Source organism: Streptomyces malachitofuscus (assembly GCF_055571035.1).
On sequence record NZ_JBVIGA010000077.1, the window covers coordinates 1 to 1,399 of the forward strand.

Annotated in this window: 1 protein-coding gene; it reads left to right on the top strand. The window is 68.6% G+C overall.

Annotated elements, in window-relative coordinates; genetic code table 11:
* Positions 1 to 41 precede the first annotated feature (41 nt).
* The gene (locus ACZ44S_RS39115) at positions 42 to 1,205 is read left to right on the top strand and encodes an IS4 family transposase (RefSeq protein WP_466938279.1); all 1,164 of its coding nucleotides are present in this window, start codon (positions 42 to 44) and stop codon (positions 1,203 to 1,205) included.
* The last annotated feature ends 194 nt before the right edge of the window (positions 1,206 to 1,399 follow it).

Sequence of the window (1,399 nt, forward strand, 5' to 3'; positions counted from 1 at the left end):
CAATGCCGTTGCTTTTGAGGCTTTCGGCCGGTTGAGCGGGTGTGCTGATATCCCGTCTGGAGCGGCTGGGGCTGGGAGTCCTGACCCGGTCGTGTCCGCCCGAACTGGTGGACCGGGTGGTAGGTGACGCCGGCCGCTCGGAGAAGCGTCGGCGTCTGCTGTCCGCCCGGTTCACGGTCTACTTCGTGCTGGCGATGTGCTTGTTCCCGCAGGCCGACTACCTGGAAGTTTTACGCCTGGTGAAGACCGGTGACCCGGGTCTGCGGCCCTGGGCCGGGGTGAACAAGTCCTCGCTGACCAGGGCCCGGCAGCGGCTGGGGTGGACCGTTATGCGGGAACTGTTCCGGGCTGTGGCCCGGCCGCTGGGCAGGGAAGACGATCTTTTCCACGGGCTGCGCGTGCTGGCCCTGGACGGGATGCTGCTGGCCGTGCCGGACTCGGCGGCTAACAATGACGCCTTCGGCAAGTCGGGATCACAGCGCAGCCCCATGGGGTATCCGCAGGCCCGCGTGGTCGCGGTGGCCGAGTGTTCCTCCCACGCCGTACTCGATGCCGCGATCGGCGGGTTCAAAGAGTCCGAGCGGATCGTCTCCGACTCCCTGGACGCCCACGTCGGAAGGGGGACGCTGCTGCTGGCCGACCGCGGGCTGTGGGGCCTGGCCCGCTGGCACTGGCTGCGAGACCAGGGCACTCACCTGCTGTGGCGCATCGAGCGGCGCAAGGCCCGCCGGGTCCAGGACGTGCTGCCCGACGGCAGTTACCTGGCCCGGATCGAGGCGAACAAGCACAGCAAGGCGGCCGGGAAGGCCAAGGCTCCACCGGCTGTGGTCCGGGTCATCGAGTACCGCATCGACGGCCAGCCCGACATCGTCCGGCTGATCACCAGCCTGACCGACCACGAGAAGTACCCGGCCGTCGAGCTTGCCGCGCTCTATGCCCGGCGCTGGGAGATCGAGCTGGTCTTCGACGAGATCAAAACACACCAGCGTGGCCGCCCCGTCCTGCGGTCGCAAACCCCGGACGGGGTGCGGCAGGAGATCTACGCGCACCTGATCGTGCACCATGCCACCCGCGATCTGCTGGACGAAGCCGCCCGACTGCACCGCAGTACGGCAGAGCGGACGTCGTTCACCCGGGCCCTGCACGTCGTCCGCCGCACGGTGATCGCACCGAGCGGCTTTTCCCCCCTCCGCCCGCAGACGTGACCGGCGCCTGGGACTCGCCGAGATCGGCCACAGCCTGTTACCCGGTCGCCGGCTCCGCGATTGCCCCCGCAAGATCCGCTCGTGCATCACCGGCTACGGCAGCAAGGCCCCCGGAGAACCAGCCAGCCACCACCGTTCCCCGGTCGTCGTCAGCCTGAACCACCGATGGCACGACCACTAAAGCAACGGCATTG